Genomic DNA, 16,059 nt, shown 5'->3' on the forward strand with positions numbered 1-16,059 from the left:
TTAAACTCCCAACTTCCATGACAGTGTGCGCAGCAGATCGGCGAACACGCCCGCTGCGGTCACATCGTTACCGGCGCCGTAGCCGCGCAGCACCAGCGGCAGCGGCTGATAGTAGCGGCTGTAGAAGGCCAGCGCGTTCTCGCCGTTCTTCACTTTATACAACGGATCGTTGCCGTCCACCGCCTCGATGCGCACCTTGCAGCGCCCTTCGTCGATCAGGCCGACATAGCGCAGCACCTTGCCTTGCTCGGCGGCGTTGGCCACGTTGCGCGCGAACTCTTTATCCAGCTCCGGCAGGCGCGCCAGGAAATGCTCCACGTCGCCCGACGCGTCGAAGGACGGCGGCAGCACCGACTCGACCTCGATATCGCTCAGCTCCAGCTTGTAACCGGCCTCGCGCGCCAGGATCAGCAGCTTGCGCGCCACGTCCATACCGGACAGATCGTCGCGCGGATCCGGCTCGGTATAGCCGTTGGCCCTGGCCTGCAAGGTCGCCGCCGACAGCGACAGCCCTTCATCCAGCTTGCCGAAGATAAAGGACAGCGAGCCGGACAGGATGCCGGAGAAACGCACCAGCTCATCGCCGGCGTTCAGCAGGTTTTGCAGGTTCTCAATCACCGGCAAACCGGCGCCGACGTTGGTGTCGTAGAGGAACTTGCGGTGCGAACCGGCGGCGGCCGCGCGCAGTTGCTGATAATAGTTCATCGACGAGGTGTTGGCCTTTTTGTTCGGCGTCACCACGTGGAAACCGTCCGCCAGGAAGTCCACATACTGATCGGCCACCGCCTGGCTGGAAGTGCAGTCGACGATCACCGGGTTCAGCAGGTGATACTCCTTTACCAGCCGGATCAGGCGGCCGAGATTGAACGGCTCCTGCGCGCCGGCCAGCTCGTCGCGCCAGCTGTCCAGCGCGATGCCGTGTACGTTGGTCAGCATCACGCGCGAGTTGGCGATGCCGCACACCCGCAGGTCGATATGCTTTTGCTTCAGCCACGGCTGCTGGCGGTAAATCTGTTCGATCAGCGCTCCGCCGACGCCGCCGACGCCGATGACGAACACTTCGATCACCTGATCGGTGTTGAACAGCATCTGGTGACTGACGCGCACGCCGGTGGTGGCGGATTCATTGCTGACCACCACCGAGATTGAACGCTCGGAAGAGCCCTGGGCGATGGCGACGATATTGATGTTGGCGCGCGCCAGCGCGGAGAAGAAGCGCGCGGAGATGCCGCGCAGGGTGCGCATGCCGTCGCCGACTACCGAGATGATCGCCAGGCGTTCCATCACGTCCAGCGGATCCAGCACGCCGTCTTTCAACTCCAGATAGAACTCCTCCTCCAGCGCGCGGCGCGCGCGCAGCAGTTCGCCCTGCGGCACGCAGAAGCTGATGCTGTATTCGGAAGAGGATTGGGTGATCAGCACCACCGAAATGCCGGCGCGCGACATCACGGCGAACACCCGCGCGGCCATGCCGACCATGCCTTTCATGCCCGGGCCGGAGACGTTGATCATCGCCATGTTGTTCAGGTTGGTGATGCCTTTCACCGGCATCGCGTCATCGGTGCTGTCTTTGCCGATCAACGTGCCGGGGGCCTGCGGGTTGGAGGTGTTTTTAATCAGGCAAGGGATTTGGAACTGGGCAATCGGCGTGATGGTGCGAGGATGCAGCACTTTGGCGCCGAAATAGGAGAGCTCCATCGCCTCCTGGTACGACATCGATTTCAGCAGCCTGGCGTCCGGTACGGTGCGCGGATCGCAGGTATACACGCCGTCGACGTCGGTCCAGATCTCGCAACAGTCGGCGCGCAGGCAGGCGGCCAGCACGGCGGCGGAATAGTCGGAGCCGTTGCGGCCCAGCACCACCAGTTCACCCTTGTCGTTACCGGCGGTGAAACCGGCCATCAGCACGATGTGGTCGGCCGGGATCGCCGCCGCGGCGATGCGCAGCGTGGACTCGGCGATGTCCACGGTGGACTCCAGGTAGTGGCCCTGCGCCAGCAGTTTCTCCACCGGGTTGATCACCGTGACCGGGTAGCCCTTGGCGCGGAACACCCCTTCCATGATGGCGATGGAGAGCTTTTCGCCGCGGCAGATGATCGCCGCGTTTACGCTGTCCGGGCACTGCCCCAGCAGCGAAACGCCGTGCAGCACCTGTTTGAGCTGCGCGAACTCCTGATCGACCACGCCTTTCAAGCGATCGTATTCAAAGCCCGGCAGCGCCTGCGCCAGGCCGCTCAGCAGATCGGCAAAGATCCGCTCGGCGTCGCTGATATTTGGCAGAATGTCCTGGCCCGCCACCGTTTTGTCGATCATCGCCACCAGATGGTTGGTGATCTTTGCAGGGGCGGACAAGACCGTGGCTACCTGTCCCTGACGCGCATTACTCTCCATGATGTCGGCAACGCGCAGAAAACGTTCTGCATTCGCCACCGAGGTTCCACCAAATTTCAGCACTCGCATGTGTGATCTCTCCGAATTTAAGCCGAAAAAAAAGCCCGCACTGATTAGGTGCGGGCTTTTTTCTGTGTTTCCTGTGCGCGTCAGCCCGCCCCGTTACCTGTGGTATCGGTGGTGGTAATAATTGTGGTTTTCAGGCTGATGTTGCGCATGTTGTCTGTCTGTCTCATGAAATACTCTGTCCCCTCTATTGGTTAAAGCAATCGCTATCCCAAGTCAAACTATTTCTTTTTTTTGCTTATTTTCCGTTCAGCGACGGTAATGCGCGATGCAACAGGTGAAAAGCAAAACGACAGAACAAAAAAACAACTTAAAGCCGATTTACCAGTGGATCACGCTGGGTAACCGTCTGATGGAGCCGCTATCACTTGGCGAGTTTTTTTTCGATGTCGTGCAGCAGCGTATGCAACATCGCCGTATCGCGCTGTTGCAGCGCGCCGAGCCGCTGGTGCAGCCAGTCGCGCAATTTTTGGTCATCGCCGACCTCCAATGCGTTCAACAAGGCATCGGCGCGGCGGCGCAGCGCCTTGAGCTGCCCTTCCGACGCCGCCGTTTCCTGCGGCGTGCTGACGCCCATCAGGCTCGCCAGCTGGTAGCAGTAAACCATCACCGCCTGGCCCAGGTTAAGCGACGGATAGTCCGCCTGCATCGGCACGCCGGTCAGCAAATCCGCCAGCGCCAGCTCTTCGTTGGTCAGGCCGGAATCTTCGCGGCCGAACACCAGCGCGGCCTGGCCGACCCACTGCTTGCGCTCGCTCAGCTGTTCCAGCAGCTCGGGCGGCGTGCAGTAATAGTGAAAACGCGCGCGGCTGCGGGCGGTGGTGGCGACGGTGAAATCCACGTCCGCCAGCGCCAGTTCCAGCGTGGCGAACGTTTGCACGCCGTCGAGGATCTCGCCGGCTCCGTGCGCCACCCAGCGCGCCGCCGGCTGCAGGTGCGCCTCGCTGTCGACGATGCGCAACGACGTGAAGCCCATGGTTTTCATCGCGCGCGCCGCCGCGCCGACATTTTCCGGCCGCGCCGGAGCCACTAAAACAATATGAAGCTGCATCACTCTTCCACCGAAGGCAGGCCTGCGCTTTTGACGATGGCGCAGCGCCCGCTTATATTTACAATTGCGTAACAATAAACGCGTTAATAGCAACAAACAAGATTAAACGGCTCGTTGAGCTAATAAACCCGTCGTAATAGTCATTATTCGTGCTTATGTTTTACTGCATTTATTTATCAATGAGTTAAAACAAGGCGATGATCAATAAGCGAATAATTGTATCCTATCGGGCCGGATAATGCTGAATCGTTCACAGAATTTGAGGTTCTGTGACTTAAACTGGCATTTCTGTAAGTGTTTTTCACAAATCTGTTAACGTGCTACAATTGAATTTGATATATGTCAACAAAGCGTAGTTTTGTTGGGTGATGAATTCGGCACGCGCTGTTATATTGCTGTTAATGGGGTTAGGATATGCGCCAATTTGGCACCCCAGGGGTTGTAGGGAACAGCATCCCCACCAGGCTAGCGATCTTGTTGACATGAGATGGAAAGTGCATCAAGAACGAGTTTACGTACTTTAGTCATTTGCTGAGAGGGAACGTGGCGCTATCTCTGCCCTCCTCTAAGAAAACAAAGACTTCTGTACTTCCTATTTTCTATTTTGTTGGCAATTTTAGGTAGCAAATATGCAGACCCCGCACATTCTGATTGTCGAAGACGAGTTAGTCACTCGTAACACCCTGAAGAGCATTTTCGAGGCGGAAGGCTACATTGTTCATGAAGCCAATGATGGTGCAGAGATGCACAATATCCTGTCTGAAAATGATATCAATCTGGTCATCATGGACATCAACCTGCCAGGCAAAAACGGCCTGCTGTTGGCGCGCGAACTGCGTGAACAGGCCAGCGTCGCCTTGATGTTCCTGACCGGTCGCGATAACGAAGTGGACAAAATCCTCGGCCTGGAAATCGGCGCCGACGATTACATCACCAAGCCGTTCAACCCGCGTGAGCTGACCATCCGCGCGCGCAACCTGCTGTCGCGCACCATGAACCTGGGCAGCCTCGGCGAAGAGCGCCGCCTGGTCGAGAGCTACAAGTTCAACGGTTGGGAGCTGGACATCAACAGCCGCTCGCTGATCAGCCCGGCCGGCGAACAGTACAAGCTGCCGCGCAGCGAATTCCGCGCCATGCTGCACTTCTGCGAAAACCCGGGCAAGATCCAGTCCCGCGGCGAACTGCTGAAGAAAATGACCGGCCGCGAGCTGAAGCCGCATGACCGCACCGTGGACGTCACCATCCGTCGCATTCGCAAACACTTCGAATCGACGCCGGACACGCCGGAAATCATCGCCACCATTCACGGCGAAGGCTACCGCTTCTGCGGCGATCTGGAAGAGTAATTCCGGCCTGCCGTCATGAAAACGGGGTTCAGCATGCTGAACCCCGTTTTTTTATTTCGTCTCAGCCCACGGCATGATCGGCACCGCGCTCAGCGCGTTCTTCGGCGAACCGTCGATCACCTTGTCGGAGTAGCTCAGGTAAATCAGCGAATTGCGCTTGGCGTCGTAGAAGCGCACCACCTGCAGCTTCTTGAACACCAGCGAGGTGCGTTTCTGGAATACCACCTCACCTTCCGACTTGCCGTTTTTGATCTTGTCGCTCAGCTCGATAGGCCCCACCTGCTGGCAGGAAATGGCCGCGTCGGCGGTGTCTTCCGCCAGCCCCAGGCCGCCTTTGATGCCGCCGGTTTTGGCGCGGCTGATATAACAAGTTACATTTTTAACATCCGGATCGTCGAACGCTTCCACCACGATTTTGTGGTCCGGCCCCAACAATTTAAACACGGTATCAACGGAGCCCACCTGCTCCGCCTGCGCGCTGCCAACGGTTGCGCAAACCAAACCGAATAAAAATATCCAGCCTTTTTTCATTTACTTAACTCCGATATAACCTTGCCGCAAAAATAGGTTCGGCGATCGCCATTATTTATGTCTAAGCTCACGGAATCGGTTTGTTACGGGTCCGCACCGTCCGTTTTAGCACAGAGCGTGACAAAAATCTTTGAGAGTCGCGGAGTAAAAAAATTGCTATGATGCGGCGTCGTTATTTCTTTGCGCCCACTACGGTGTACCCCAATCCAACTCTGGCGCGGCAAGCGCAGCAGAGGCAAAGAGTGCAACGCATAATGGCTCATGGATCGGTCTGATAGCGCAGCACCAGCGTGACGAATCAACAGTTCGGGTTCCTACCCCCAAGCTTTACGAGGAAGATCTATGGATCAAGCCGGTATCATTCGTGATCTGCTTAGCTGGCTGGAAAGCCATTTGGACCAACCCTTGTCGCTGGATAACGTGGCGGCCAAGGCCGGCTACTCCAAATGGCACCTGCAACGGATGTTCAAAGATATTACCGGTAACGCCATCGGTGCTTACATCCGGGCAAGGAGGCTGTCCAAAGCCGCCGTCGCGCTGCGTTTGACCAGCCGGCCGATTTTGGATATCGCCCTGCAGTATCGCTTCGACTCGCAGCAGACCTTCACCCGCGCCTTCAAAAAACAGTTTGCGCAAACGCCGGCGCTGTACCGCCGCGCCGAGGACTGGAACGCATTCGGCATCTGCCCGCCGATCCGTCTGGGGGCTTTCACCCTGCCGCAGCCGGAATTCGTCTCGCTGCCGGACAAGCGCCTGGTCGGCCTGACCCAAAGCTACTCCTGTACGTTGGAACAGATCACCACCGTGCGCACCGAGCTGCGCTCGCAGTTCTGGCGTCAGTTCCTCGGTGACGTCGAAACCCTGCCGCCGGTGCTGTACGGGCTGCACCACTCGCGGCCGAGCCAGGAAAAGGACGACGAACAGGAAGTGCTGTACACCACGGCGCTGGAGCCGGATCAGGTGCCTGACAAGGCGCAGGAAGGCCAGCCGCTGGTGTTGCCGGGCGGTGAGTTTGCGATGTTCAGCTACGAAGGGCCTACTGAGGGCCTGCAAGACTTTATTCTGACGGTCTACGGCACCTGCCTGCCGGCGCTCCAGCTGACGCGCCGCAAAGGGCACGACATCGAACGCTTCTACCCGAAAGGCGAGCGCCGTCCGCATCAGGCGCCTATCGAGATCAAGTGCGACTACCTGATCCCGATTCGGCGTTAACGCTGCAGTTCGTCCAACGCGGGCATGTCCAGATGCGTGACATCGCCCGCGGTCTCCACGATCCAGCCGGAAGCCAGCCACGGGCTCTGCTGGTGATCGACGCGCGACAGTGAACAGTTGCGCAAGCGCAAACGGCGTTCCGCATAGGCCGGCAGCCCCAGCACCGTACTGATCAAACACCCCAACGCGATGCCATGGCTGACGAGCAGCGGTTTGCTGCCTTCCGGCAGCATCAGGCAGCTCTCCAGCGCGGCGCGCATGCGCTCGCCCAGTTCCTCCATGGATTCGCCTTGAGGGATACGGCCGTCAGGAGTACCATCGACCATCTGTTTGCGCCACTGCTCTTCCTGCGGCGTCAAACTGTCGATCAGGCGTTCTTCCAGAACCCCCATGTGCAGCTCACGCAAACGCGGATCGCCTATCACTTCGCAGCCACAGGCTTCGGCGATGATCTGCGCGGTGCGGCGCGTGCGCCCCAGATCGCTGGTAATGATGTGCGTAATGCCTTCCTTACTGACGCGCCTGGCGACCAGACGGGCCTGGTGTTCACCCATGGCGGTTAACGGGCTGTCGGACTGACCCTGGATGCGGCGAGCCGCGTTCCATTCCGTTTCGCCATGGCGAACGAGGTATACCTGTAACATTTTTGTTTTCCGTTATACTGCGTGAAATTTGTGTTTATCCCCGGCCCGGCGGCGCTTTTGCCGCTGCCCGGCGTATCGGCCAGAAGGATATCAAACCCGTTATGTACCATGTTGTCGCTGCAACTACCAACCCGGCAAAGATCAAGGCTATTCAACTGGCCTTCGATGACGTCTTTGGCGCGAACCAATACCGCATTGAATCCGTTGACGTCGCCAGCGGCGTCTCGCTGCAGCCAATAGGCAACCACGAAACCCGCACCGGCTCGCGTCAACGCGTCATGGAAGCGCGCCAGGTCAGGCCCGAGGCCGATTTTTGGGTCGGCGTGGAAGCCGGGATTGAAGAGAATATGACCTTCGCCTGGATGACCATCGAGAACCCGCACATCCGCGGCGAATCCCGCTCGGCGAGCCTGATGCTGCCGGAAGTCATCTTACAAGGTATTCGCGCCGGTCGCGAATTGGGCAGCGAAATGGCGGCGATCACCGGCAATGCCGAGGTGAAGCGCCAGGGCGGCGCCATCGGCGTCTTCACCGACGGCCGGCTGAGCCGCACCAGCGTTTACCACCAGGCGCTGCTGCTGGCGCTGGTGCCGTTTCACAACGCCATCTATCAGCAATAGCACCGATCCCGCTAGGGCGCGTCGTGCAACAGCTGCTGCTCAAGCCACTGTTTCAGCTCGGGTGAAGCCGCTTTCAGGCTGTTCGAGCCGCGGGTGATGGTGGCGATCCCCGCGCCCAGTTCATTTTTCAGCTCGCGCTGGCTCATCTCGCCGCGCATCAGTTCCTGAATGATCCGCACCCGGGTGCCCAGCGCGGTGCGCTCGTCCGGCGTCAGCATCAGCTGCAGCAGCGGTTGATGCAGCTCTTGCGCAAACGAATTCTGCAGCAGCGCGACGAAGCGCAGCCAATCCTCATTGCCTTGTTCTGAAAGAGCGGGGTCGTTTAACGATAATTGCGTCATGGCAGCCACCATACTATTTAACTAGTACAGCAGCATACCATAGGGCCGTCAAAATCAATAACGTCTCTGCCACTCGGCGTCGGTCAACACCTTGGCCGGCCGGTGCGTCAGATAACGGTAAAACGCATCGTAGGCCAGCACATTCTTGACGTAGCCGCGGGTTTCCGAGAACGGAATGCTTTCGATGAACGCCACCGGATCGATACGCCCCGCGCTGTTGCCCAGCCAGGTGTTCACCCGTGACGGGCCGGCGTTATAGGCGGCGCTCGACAGGATGCGGTTGCGGCCGAACTGCTGATAGACCGACTCCAGATAGCTGGTGCCGATGGTGATGTTGGTCTGCGGATCGAACAGCTGGCTCGGGCCGACGTAGCCGGGAATATTGAACATCTGCACCGTATGCTGCGCGGTGCGCGGCATCACCTGCATCAGGCCGGAAGCGCCAACCGGCGACTGCGCCTTCGGATTCCAGGCGCTCTCCTGGCGCGCTATCGCCATCGCGTAGCTGGTGGTGATCCCCTTGTCATCGGTGGCGCGGCGGAACTCCTGCGGCCAGGCGACCGGGAAGCGCTCCTCCAGATGATCCCACAGCTTGCCGACGATGGTCGCCTGCACGCTCAGATCGGCCCATTTTTGCTCAAAGGCGTAGCGCGCCAGCGCCTCTTGTTCCGGCCGGCTGCGGCTGGCGACGTAGGAGCCCCACTCGCTGCGGGCCAGGTTGTCCATGTTCCAGTACATCAGCTCGCGCACCCGGGCGACCTCCGGCCCGTCGACCAGCGACGCGCGCGGCTTGGCCGCCACCGCCACCATTACGGGATAAGTGGCGTTCAGCTTCTGCGCCGCCGCCATCGGATAGAAGCCGCGTTCGGTCATCAGGTTACGCAATATCTCCTCGCCTTCGGCGCGTTTGCCTTCGTCCATCAACTGACTGGCGCGCCAGTAGCGCCACTCATCCTTGTTGCGCGACGCTTCCGGCAGGCGGGCCAGCCAGGTCGCCACGCCCTGCCGATCGCCGTTGCCCAACGCCATGCGCACCCGGCGCTCCAGCAGCGAAGGCGAACGGCTGCGCAGAATCACCCGATCGCGCCACTGCGCCTGTTCATAGGTGGCATCGCTGCCCATCAGGCGCCAGGCCACCGCCTCTTCCAGCCCTAGCCGCTCGTCGTCGCTCATTTTCTGCAGCCGCGCGAGCGTCGGGATCATCGCCCGCGCGTTTTCCACATCCTGCCGCGCCAGGCGCTCAAAGGCGATGCCGGTGGCGGCGCGGGTAAAGTCGGTCGGCCCCACGCTGCGGGCGAAGGCTTCCACGGTGGTCGGATCGTTTTGCAAGCGCACCAGGGCGTTGCCCATGGTCTGGTAGTCGGCCGGCAGCTGGCTGTAGAGGTTGCTGACCAGCGAACTGTTGCCCTCCTTCAACGCCAGCTTCATGCGCGCCAGAATATCCAGCGGCGTCTGCTTGCCTGCGCCGCGCCAGACGCTGAACAGCCGATCGCAGGCGCCCGGCAGCGTTTTGCCGTTCAGCCACAGTTCGTCGGCGCCGCTCCAGGCCGCCTGCTGATCGCCGGTGGCCCATTTGGCGTAGTAATAGTTGCAGCGCGCCGCCACCGGTTTGGGCGGCTGCGGGCTGAAGGCCAACAGGGTGCGCCAGTCTTCGCGCCGCGCCAGCTCATTGACGAAGCGCGGGGCCAGTGATTTCGCCGGCGGCAGCGTCGGGTTGCGTTTGATAAAGTCGTTCACCTCGGAGAACCCCGCCTGGCTCAGATCCTGTGTCAGCTCGCGGTATTCCAGGTAAGGATAAAGCGGATAATCGCGCAGCGTCGGCATCAGCTGCGCCACCACGCCCATCTGATTGCCGTCCCATGCCTGTTTGATCTGCTGGTAGCGCTGACGTTGCGCATCCAGAGAATCCGCCAGCGCCGCGCCTGAAAACGCCGTCAGGCACAGGCCCATTGCCAACAGCCGTCGCTTGTCCACCTTGACCATCCTCGCTCTTTCCTCACTGGTTGGACCGCAGGAGCCGCCCAGCTCCCCGGTGACCGCCGCGCCACGGCGCAGCGGGACAAAATAAAGCCGGGCGCACGGCCCGGACGCAGACATCTACCATAGACAGCGCAATCGCTCATCCATTCAATACTGTAGAAGAAGAAGTGTATCGCCATGACGGGAGCCAGGTAAAAAACGTTTACTTTGGCTGACAAATCAGGCCGACGGGATATTTCCAGCCACCGGATTTTTATTAGCCACCCCGGCATTTATAAGAGAAGTAAAATAATTTTTAATTATTAGCTATGACATTATTGCATTTGTGAGATGACGCCGCCGTTGCGCAAATCGCCTGACAGCTGGCCAAACGCGCCAACTTTGCAGAAAAGCGGTGGCAAACCCGGGTAGGCATTTTTATACTATCAAAAATAAGTAGGATAATTCCGAGAAAACAGCACATAAAGCGCCCAACGAAGACATCTTATAATACAATCCGCGCCAATTATGGGTGAGATAGTGTTCATTAGGCAGTGCGACTGACAGCTTTCAGCAAAACGATTGTCCCTTCAAGCGGGCCGAACTTTTCCTTGTCAGGCCACGGCCTGCGGGCGGTGGATCAGGCCGGAATGGCGGGTGAAGATGGCGAATAAGACCGCGATAGCGATGCGTTGCGCAAAAAGCCCCGTGCCGGGCTTCCTTGGCGCACGTCTGAATATCGGTCGCCTGCTGCTGATCGTGTTGTTGGTGCTGCTGACGTTGTCCGGGCCTGCGCGCGCCGCCGATGATCCCTATCAAAAACGCACGCACGCCGTGACGACCGTGGTGGTAGGCATCATCAGCTACGCCCGCTGGTCGCGTGAACCCAATCCGATCCGCTTGTGCGTGACCGCACCCACCCAGTATGCCGAAGGGCTGTTCGATCCGATCCTGCTGAGCGCCCCGCGTCCGATTAAAGCCGAGCGCGTGCCGTTCGACAGCCCAACGCTGAGTACCGGCTGCGATGTCATCTACTTAGGGAACATCACCGCCGCGCAGAGACAAAATTTCATGCAGCGCATTTCCGGCAACTCCATTCTCAGCATCAGCGAGAACGATAGCGAATGCTCCGCCGGCAGCGCATTTTGCCTGCAGATCGATGGGGACCAGGCCAGTTTCAAGGTCAACCTGGACGCTCTGGCGCGCAGCGGCGTGCGCGTTCACCCCAACGTGCTGCAGCTGGCACGCAAACAGGCGCCGCCGCTATGAGGCTGTTGCACAGAAACCGCGCCGGCAATGCGCGCCCGACGCTGGGCCGAGTGCTGCAGCGGGTGCATCTTGGGCTGGCGCTGATCGCCGTCGGCACCGCCGGCATCTTTTTGACGCTGGTGGCGCTGTTTGCGCTGCGCGCCTATGCCGACCACAACCTGCACCTGATCGCGCGCTCCATCAGCTATACCGTCGAGGCCGCCGTGGTGTTTGAAGACGGCGTCGCCGCGCGTGAGGCGCTGATGCTGATCGCCTCCAACGAAGAGATCCTGGAGGCGCGCATTCTGGATAATAAAGGCAAGATGCTGGCCAGCTGGCGCCATCCCTCCGACAGCCCGCTGCACGGTCTGGAGCAGATGGTTGCGCACTGGGCGCTGCCCGAACCGGTCATACTGCCTATTTCTCACGGGGGCAAACAGGTTGGCCAGGTCTGGTTGAGCGGCAACGGCGGCAGCCTGTTGCGTTTCCTGTTGCGTGGCCTGGTCGGCATGATCGCCTGCATGGTGCTCAGCACCCTGTGCGCTCTGGTGTTGTCGCGCCGTATGCTGGTCGGCATCGTCAGTTCGCTGGACGACATCGCCAACGTGGCGCACGCGGTGCGCCGCGATCGCACCTTCGGCCTGCGGGTGCCGTCGGCGCCGATCGCCGAGCTGCATGAGCTCAGCAACGATTTCAACGGCTTGCTCGACGAGCTGGAGGCCTGGCAGGCCCATCTGAAGCAGGAGAACGACTCGCTGGCTCACCGGGCGACGCACGACAGCCTGACCGGCTTGCCGAACCGCGCCTTCTTCGAAGGGCGGCTGAGCCGGGCGCTGGGCGATATCGAACCGCCGGCGAAATTGGCGGTGCTGTTTATCGACGGCGATCGCTTCAAGGAGGTGAACGACAGTTACGGCCACGCCGCAGGCGATGCGGTGCTGACCACCATTGCCGGGCGCATTCGCGCGCAGCTGCGCGAGACCGATCTGGTCGCGCGTCTGGGCGGGGATGAATTCGCCGTGCTGCTGGCGCCGGTACACGGCACGGAAGATGTCCTGCAGATCGCTGACAACATCATCGATTGCATGACGCAACCGGTCATTTTGCCGAACGACGAGGCGGTCATTACCTCTCTGAGTATCGGTATTGCGCTGTACCCTGATCACGCGTCGACGCCTCAGGGTCTTTTGCACGAAGCTGACGATGCGATGTATCAGGCAAAGCATCGTTATAACGGAGGCTGGCGGCTGGCTATACATAAATAAGAGCCCCGGCTATAACACTTGAACTAGGGATTTTGACTATGATACAGCAACTGTTTAAAGGTCGTTTTTCACTGCTGACGATGGTGTTCGTCGCCCTGCTGGCGCTCGCCGGCTGCCAGAGCAAACCGCAGGGCCTGACGCCCGAGCAGATCGCGCTGCTGCAATCGCAGGGCTTCAAGCTGACCGATAACGGCTGGGAGTTCGGCCTGTCGGATAAAGTGCTGTTCGGCAACAACATCGGCAAGCTGAACCCGGAAAGCACCGAGACGGTGCAGAAGATGGGCCGCGCGCTGCTGAGCGTCGGCATCACCAAGTTCCGCCTGGACGGCCATACCGACAACTACGGTGAAGACAGCTATAACGACCAGCTCTCTCTGCGCCGCGCCGATGCGGTGGCCGATCTGCTGGCCAGCGTCGGCATTCCGCGCGCCAATATCGAAACCCGCGGCATGGGCAAACGCGATCCCGTTGCCGACAACCGCACCTCCAGCGGCCGCGCGGAAAACCGCCGCGTCGCGATCGTCGTCACGCCATAAGCCACCAATATGCGCCTTTATCGGCGCATAAACGGTTATACTTAGCGATCGCTGAGCGATGTCTGGGATCCGAGATCGAAACGGGCTACACTCATGCCGCCAGACATCCTATAAATACTGATATAGAGAGGCTTAGAGCAACGTGGCTCAATACGTCTATACCATGCACCGCGTCGGCAAGGTGGTACCGCCGAAGCGTCATATTTTGAAAAACATCTCCCTGAGCTTCTTCCCCGGGGCCAAAATCGGCGTACTGGGCCTGAACGGCGCCGGTAAGTCCACCCTGCTGCGCATCATGGCCGGCATCGATACCGATATCGAAGGGGAAGCGCGCCCGCAGCCGGGCATCAAGATCGGTTACCTGCCGCAGGAGCCGCAGCTTAACCTCGAACACACCGTGCGTGAGTCGGTGGAAGAAGCGCTGGCGGAAGTGGTCGGCGCGCTGAAACGCCTGGACGAAGTGTACGCGCTGTACGCCGAAGAAGGCGCAGACTTCGACAAGCTGGCCGCCGAACAGGGCCGCCTGGAAGAGATCATTCAGGCGCACGACGGTCACAACCTCAACGCCCAACTGGAACGCGCAGCCGACGCGCTGCGCCTGCCGGACTGGGACGCCAAAATCGCCCACCTGTCCGGGGGTGAACGCCGCCGCGTCGCGCTGTGCCGCCTGCTGCTGGAAAAGCCGGACATGCTGCTGCTGGACGAACCGACCAACCACCTGGACGCCGAGTCCGTGGCCTGGCTGGAACGCTTCCTGCACGACTTCGAAGGCACCGTGGTGGCGATTACCCACGACCGTTACTTCCTGGATAACGTGGCCGGCTGGATCCTCGAACTGGACCGCGGCGAGGGCATCCCGTGGGAAGGCAACTACTCTTCCTGGCTGGAGCAGAAAGACGCGCGTCTGGCGCAGGAAGCGTCCGCCGAAGCCGCTCGCCGCAAGTCGATCGAGAAAGAGCTGGAGTGGGTGCGTCAGGGCGCCAAAGGCCGTCAGTCCAAAGGCAAGGCCCGTTTGGCCCGCTTCGAAGAGCTGAACAACACCGAATACCAGAAACGTAACGAAACCAACGAACTGTTCATTCCACCTGGCGCACGCCTGGGCGACAAAGTGGTCGAAGTCAGCAACCTGCGCAAGTCCTACGGCGACCGCCTGCTGATCGACGACCTGTCGTTCTCGGTGCCGAAAGGGGCAATCGTCGGCATCATCGGCCCGAACGGCGCGGGTAAATCCACGCTGTTCCGCATGATGTCCGGCCAGGAACAGCCTGATTCCGGCAGCATCGTGCTGGGCGACACCGTCAAGCTGGCGTCCGTCGATCAGTTCCGCGACAGCATGGACGGTTCGAAAACCGTGTGGGAAGAAGTCTCCGGCGGGCAGGACATCATGCGCATCGGCAACACCGAGATGCCGAGCCGCGCCTATGTCGGCCGCTTCAACTTCAAGGGCGTCGATCAGGGCAAACGCGTGGGCGAGCTGTCCGGCGGTGAGCGTGGCCGTCTGCACCTGGCCAAGCTGCTGCAGGTTGGCGGCAACGTGCTGCTGCTCGATGAACCGACCAACGACCTGGATATCGAAACCCTGCGCGCGCTGGAAAACGCCCTGCTGGAATTCCCTGGCTGCGCCATGGTGATCTCGCACGACCGTTGGTTCCTCGACCGTATCGCCACCCACATTCTGGACTACCAGGATGAAGGCAAGGTGGAATTCTTCGAAGGCAACTTCACCGAGTACGAAGAGTACAAAAAGCGTACGCTGGGCGCCGATGCGCTTGAGCCGCACCGCATCAAGTACAAGAAGATCGCCAAGTAATGCCCGAGGCGCCGCATGCGGCGCCTTTTTTACGCCTGCGCCCGGCGATAGTCGCGCGGTGAGCACGCCATCACGCGTTTGAACGCGTGGCTGAAAGCGCTGTCGGAATCGTACCCCAAACGCTGCGCGATAGCGGAGATCGGTTCGCCGCCGGTACGCAGCGCCCGCGCCGCCAGCAGCATGCGCCAGCGCGACACGTACTCGAGCGGCGCCATGCCGGCTTTCTGCTTGAAGCGCAGCGCCAACGTCGAACGGGAAACGCTCGCCGCATCGGCCAACGCCGCCACCGTCCAGCGCCGGGCCGGATCGGCATGTACCGCCTGCATCGCGGCGCCGATGCGCGGATCGAACAAAGCGGGTAGCCAGCCGGACGCCGCACTCTCCTCCCCCATCAGGTAAATCCGCAGCGCCTGGGTCAACATGATTTGCCCCAGATGATGCGCCATCAACGTACTGCCCGGCGAAGGCCTCACCAGCTCATCCGCCAGCCGCTGCAGCGCCCATTGCAGCACGGCTGCCTCTTCCGTGCCCCCGCGGATCACCATCAACGCGGGCAGGCTGCCGAACAGCCGCTCCACCTCCTCGCCAAAGCTAAAACGGCCGCCGATAAACAGGCACGTGTCCCCCTCGCCGCAGCGCGCCACGCCGTTTTGCGCCTGCAGATAAAGCGCGTCGGCGTCGAGCGCCGGAAGAGACAAGTCGCTGCCGACGGTCAGCGGCAGGCTGCGAGTCAGCAGTAAACAGTCGCCGGCCGCCAGCCACAGCGGTTCTGCCAGCCCTTCCGCCGCCAACCAACAGCCGCCGCGCACCACCGCGTTGAACTTCCCGCCTTGAGGAGCGGGAAAATGAACGGCCCAGTCGCCGCCGGCCTTCAGGCCGCCGAAAAACGCATTCTGGCTGTTCAGTGGCGCCAGCACTTCCGATAAAGGATCCATATCCTCTCCCCATAAAGATCTTGCAAGAGCATAACCCGCGCGATGCGCTGGCCGAAGACTTTAGGACGATGGCGACAGAAATTAGGTTTTTGTTGCATTCATCC

Annotated in this window: 15 protein-coding genes and 1 other annotated feature; of the genes, 7 read left to right on the plus strand and 8 right to left on the minus strand. The window is 60.4% G+C overall.

From position 1 onward, the window contains the following. The 3 genes from thrA to REA38_RS24370 all read right to left on the minus strand — a co-directional run bounded on the left by thrA (position 1) and on the right by REA38_RS24370 (position 3,508). Positions 1 to 2,460: a bifunctional aspartate kinase/homoserine dehydrogenase I gene (thrA, locus tag REA38_RS24360; RefSeq protein ID WP_033637046.1), complete on the minus strand. Its 2,460-nt coding sequence runs from the start codon at positions 2,458 to 2,460 to the stop codon at positions 1 to 3. A 24-nt stretch (positions 2,461 to 2,484) separates the two neighbouring features. Then, positions 2,485 to 2,602: a sequence feature (Thr leader region), on the minus strand. Next, positions 2,541 to 2,627: a thr operon leader peptide gene (gene thrL, locus REA38_RS24365; protein WP_071525951.1), complete on the minus strand. Its 87-nt coding sequence runs from the start codon at positions 2,625 to 2,627 to the stop codon at positions 2,541 to 2,543. (Overlaps the previous feature by 62 nt.) A 194-nt stretch (positions 2,628 to 2,821) precedes the next feature. Further along, positions 2,822 to 3,508, minus strand: a complete 687-nt coding sequence (locus REA38_RS24370) for a tRNA/rRNA methyltransferase (protein ID WP_033637045.1) — start codon at positions 3,506 to 3,508, stop codon at positions 2,822 to 2,824. Positions 3,509 to 4,137: 629 nt separating this feature from the next. Here REA38_RS24370 and arcA point away from each other — a divergent pair. Further along, the gene (gene arcA, locus REA38_RS24375) at positions 4,138 to 4,854 is read left to right on the plus strand and encodes a two-component system response regulator ArcA (protein ID WP_004933003.1); all 717 of its coding nucleotides are present in this window, start codon (positions 4,138 to 4,140) and stop codon (positions 4,852 to 4,854) included. Positions 4,855 to 4,905: 51 nt separating this feature from the next. Here arcA and creA read toward each other — a convergent pair whose 3' ends face one another. Continuing rightward, a complete protein-coding gene (gene creA, locus REA38_RS24380; protein ID WP_033637043.1) occupies positions 4,906 to 5,385 on the minus strand; it encodes a protein CreA in 480 nt (159 codons plus the stop codon). Between the two features lie 342 nt (positions 5,386 to 5,727). On the opposite strand from creA, the gene robA reads away from it, so the two are divergent. Next, entirely contained in the window at positions 5,728 to 6,597 is an 870-nt protein-coding gene (gene robA / locus REA38_RS24385; RefSeq protein ID WP_033637041.1) for an MDR efflux pump AcrAB transcriptional activator RobA, read from the plus strand. Here the strand turns inward: robA and gpmB are convergent. After that, positions 6,594 to 7,241, minus strand: coding sequence for a 2,3-diphosphoglycerate-dependent phosphoglycerate mutase GpmB (gene gpmB, locus REA38_RS24390; protein WP_025305227.1), 648 nt, complete (start codon positions 7,239 to 7,241; stop codon positions 6,594 to 6,596). The two genes, robA and gpmB, sit on opposite strands and share 4 nt — an antisense overlap. Positions 7,242 to 7,342: 101 nt before the next feature. Between gpmB and yjjX the strand changes: the two genes are divergently transcribed. Next, the gene (gene yjjX, locus REA38_RS24395) at positions 7,343 to 7,861 is read left to right on the plus strand and encodes an inosine/xanthosine triphosphatase (RefSeq protein WP_033637040.1); all 519 of its coding nucleotides are present in this window, start codon (positions 7,343 to 7,345) and stop codon (positions 7,859 to 7,861) included. Between the two features lie 11 nt (positions 7,862 to 7,872). Here yjjX and trpR read toward each other — a convergent pair whose 3' ends face one another. Next, positions 7,873 to 8,202: a trp operon repressor gene (gene trpR, locus REA38_RS24400; protein ID WP_004933017.1), complete on the minus strand. Its 330-nt coding sequence runs from the start codon at positions 8,200 to 8,202 to the stop codon at positions 7,873 to 7,875. Positions 8,203 to 8,256: 54 nt separating this feature from the next. Beyond that, positions 8,257 to 10,185 carry a murein transglycosylase gene (gene sltY, locus REA38_RS24405; protein WP_033637039.1) on the minus strand — a complete coding sequence of 643 codons (1,929 nt, stop codon included), beginning with the start codon at positions 10,183 to 10,185 and terminating at the stop codon, positions 8,257 to 8,259. 633 nt (positions 10,186 to 10,818) lie between these two features. Between sltY and REA38_RS24410 the strand changes: the two genes are divergently transcribed. From REA38_RS24410 to ettA, 4 genes are all read left to right on the plus strand, one after another. After that, positions 10,819 to 11,430: a YfiR family protein gene (locus REA38_RS24410; protein ID WP_369783288.1), complete on the plus strand. Its 612-nt coding sequence runs from the start codon at positions 10,819 to 10,821 to the stop codon at positions 11,428 to 11,430. After that, positions 11,427 to 12,674, plus strand: coding sequence for a diguanylate cyclase domain-containing protein (locus REA38_RS24415; RefSeq protein ID WP_033637037.1), 1,248 nt, complete (start codon positions 11,427 to 11,429; stop codon positions 12,672 to 12,674). The genes REA38_RS24410 and REA38_RS24415 overlap by 4 nt, the downstream gene beginning before the upstream one ends. A 38-nt stretch (positions 12,675 to 12,712) precedes the next feature. Continuing rightward, entirely contained in the window at positions 12,713 to 13,210 is a 498-nt protein-coding gene (locus REA38_RS24420; RefSeq protein WP_033649136.1) for an OmpA family protein, read from the plus strand. 142 nt (positions 13,211 to 13,352) lie between these two features. Continuing rightward, a complete protein-coding gene (ettA, locus tag REA38_RS24425) occupies positions 13,353 to 15,020 on the plus strand; it encodes an energy-dependent translational throttle protein EttA (protein ID WP_025159620.1) in 1,668 nt (555 codons plus the stop codon). A 29-nt stretch (positions 15,021 to 15,049) separates the two neighbouring features. Here ettA and REA38_RS24430 read toward each other — a convergent pair whose 3' ends face one another. Then, positions 15,050 to 15,955, minus strand: a complete 906-nt coding sequence (locus REA38_RS24430) for an AraC family transcriptional regulator (RefSeq protein ID WP_060419498.1) — start codon at positions 15,953 to 15,955, stop codon at positions 15,050 to 15,052. Positions 15,956 to 16,059: the final 104 nt, after the last annotated feature.

The organism is Serratia sp. MF1(2023), assembly GCF_030954545.1.
GTDB classification, from domain to species: Bacteria; Pseudomonadota; Gammaproteobacteria; order Enterobacterales; family Enterobacteriaceae; genus Serratia; species Serratia sarumanii.

Excerpts from the sequence above, each read along its gene's own strand:
- thrA (WP_033637046.1), bottom strand. The coding sequence starts at position 2,460 with ATGCGAGTGCTGAAATTTGGTGGAACCTCGGTGGCGAATGCAGAACGT.
- thrL (WP_071525951.1), bottom strand. The coding sequence starts at position 2,627 with ATGAGACAGACAGACAACATGCGCAACATCAGCCTGAAAACCACAATT.
- REA38_RS24370 (WP_033637045.1), bottom strand. The coding sequence starts at position 3,508 with ATGCAGCTTCATATTGTTTTAGTGGCTCCGGCGCGGCCGGAAAATGTC.
- arcA (WP_004933003.1), top strand. The coding sequence starts at position 4,138 with ATGCAGACCCCGCACATTCTGATTGTCGAAGACGAGTTAGTCACTCGT.
- creA (WP_033637043.1), bottom strand. The coding sequence starts at position 5,385 with ATGAAAAAAGGCTGGATATTTTTATTCGGTTTGGTTTGCGCAACCGTT.
- robA (WP_033637041.1), top strand. The coding sequence starts at position 5,728 with ATGGATCAAGCCGGTATCATTCGTGATCTGCTTAGCTGGCTGGAAAGC.
- gpmB (WP_025305227.1), bottom strand. The coding sequence starts at position 7,241 with ATGTTACAGGTATACCTCGTTCGCCATGGCGAAACGGAATGGAACGCG.
- yjjX (WP_033637040.1), top strand. The coding sequence starts at position 7,343 with ATGTACCATGTTGTCGCTGCAACTACCAACCCGGCAAAGATCAAGGCT.
- trpR (WP_004933017.1), bottom strand. The coding sequence starts at position 8,202 with ATGACGCAATTATCGTTAAACGACCCCGCTCTTTCAGAACAAGGCAAT.
- sltY (WP_033637039.1), bottom strand. The coding sequence starts at position 10,185 with ATGGTCAAGGTGGACAAGCGACGGCTGTTGGCAATGGGCCTGTGCCTG.
- REA38_RS24415 (WP_033637037.1), top strand. The coding sequence starts at position 11,427 with ATGAGGCTGTTGCACAGAAACCGCGCCGGCAATGCGCGCCCGACGCTG.
- REA38_RS24420 (WP_033649136.1), top strand. The coding sequence starts at position 12,713 with ATGATACAGCAACTGTTTAAAGGTCGTTTTTCACTGCTGACGATGGTG.
- REA38_RS24430 (WP_060419498.1), bottom strand. The coding sequence starts at position 15,955 with ATGGATCCTTTATCGGAAGTGCTGGCGCCACTGAACAGCCAGAATGCG.